Origin of the sequence: Hominisplanchenecus murintestinalis (assembly GCF_943193015.1) — a bacterium.
Classification (GTDB): Bacteria; Bacillota; Clostridia; order Lachnospirales; family Lachnospiraceae; genus Hominisplanchenecus_A; species Hominisplanchenecus_A murintestinalis.
Window position 1 is genome coordinate 1 of sequence record NZ_CALPCM010000111.1, and the last position, 1820, is coordinate 1820.

The following is a 1820-nucleotide window of genomic DNA, read 5'->3' on the forward strand; positions in this document are numbered from 1 at the left end:
AGCAATTTGGTAATATGTCAAGAGGAAAATGAAAAAGATTTTCGTGAAAAAGGGTAACCTTAATAAACCTACGGCCTATTAAGAACGTAAGTTCGATGCGCAATATGGATTACCTACTCTTGTCCGGAGAGTAGAGTTGGCTCTTGTCCAGCAGACCGAAGAGCAGACGTATAAATTTACGGGAAGTCAACGCGAGTGCTCGTTTATGCTGATGGTTTCTTGTTTCAGCATATTTCTTGTCATAGAAGGCTTTGTATTCAGGACAGTGCCTTATAACACTTCCGGCAGCTTCTATGATGTAGTAGCGCAGATATCTGTTGCCAGCTTTGCTCATGTGTTTGTCTTGGGCTACGAAGTCGCCAGAGTTATTATCGTTCCAAACGATACCACAGTATTTTGCGAGGGCATTGGCATTAGGAAAAGCCTTAATGGAACCCATTTCGGCTAAGATACCGGCTGAATAAACTTTACCGATTCCGGGAATGGAATTCAGTACTGTATACTCGTCAGGGTTTAGTCCCTGAACTGTTTGAAGGATTGCCTTATCAATCGCCTTGAGTTCTCTTTCGAAGGAACTGATACAGTTAAAGGAAGAAGCGATTGAGATAGTGAGCGGCTCATAGAGGCATTTATCAAGCCGGTATGAGTTGCGGGCTGCAGCCTGTAAGATTTTTGCTGTTTCTTCCGGATCAGCAATACGGCCTCTGCTCTTAGAGTTAATAAAAGCAACGAGGTCTTCTACTGATGAGTTTACGATATCTTCATTCGTTGTGTACTCAGTAAGAACGGCTTCAGCTGTGGCACCATATTTGTTTGCGAATGGGTGCTGCCCATCGCGGAGTAATGCGTATTCACTGAACTTGAGATAAATGTTGTTAAGCATGTAAGTCTTTTCCCTTGCGATACATTCAGTGATGTGCATACGGTGTCTGGTAAGACGCTGCAGGGCAAGGTATTGGGAGCCGCGCCACGGTTTGATTGCAATACGTCCTACACGGGCAAAATCAGCAATCACATAGGAATCTATGCCATCATTCTTCCCGATGTCGTTAAAGGACTTCTTGTAGTTCTTAACTTCTTTTGGATTGAGACAGTAAACCCTGACAGAGAATGGTGCAAGCAGGTCACTGGCAGAAAGATAATTAGCAAGATGGACACCATAGAAACCAGTGGCTTCCATACCGATAACAACGTATTTGAACAGATGGTTATGCTCTAGCACATCAGAAATCATCTGTTCCATAAGGGCAGCACCTTCCCGAGTGTTTTCTACGGGTTTCATCTTGATGTAGAACTTCTCATTGAAATCAAGTGCAGAAATAACATGGATACGGGATGCAATGTCAATCCCAACAAACAGTGTTGAGAGGTAATCAATATGTTCTTTCACGGATTCATCACCACCTTTCAATAAAAATGAAGAAGTGTAATCATGGCTTATCCCAGATCACTGCGCCGGCCTAAACCTCGCGTTATGAGCAATACCTGGCAGAAATACCCTGCTGGTGGCTAGATACCAGGATGCAGCATTTGTGTAATAAGTCTTAGGGCAGCATTAGGGTTGCATGCTTTCTTAGCAATAGCAAATGCTTTGCAGGAGTGATGAAGCAATGACCATAGCTACAGTTCTTATAGAACTTATTGTAACATCTGGGACCATGAATATAAAGTAACTTAATAACCAATAGACAGAGAATGGATGAACCAGCATGATTGAAGAAGAATCTTCGGAAAGGATGTTTAGAATTACCCTTCTGTCTAACAAAAAAAGAATAAGCCTGTAAGCTGTTTTTCTTGCTTACAAACTTATTATACGAGGA

At 42.3% G+C, this 1820-nt stretch carries 1 protein-coding gene; it reads right to left on the bottom strand.

Annotation, left to right across the window (positions count from 1 at the left end):
* Window positions 1-109: 109 nt before the first annotated feature.
* The gene (locus NFR99_RS15185) at window positions 110-1390 is read right to left on the bottom strand and encodes an IS110 family RNA-guided transposase (RefSeq protein ID WP_251354076.1); all 1281 of its coding nucleotides are present in this window, start codon (window positions 1388-1390) and stop codon (window positions 110-112) included.
* Window positions 1391-1820: the final 430 nt, after the last annotated feature.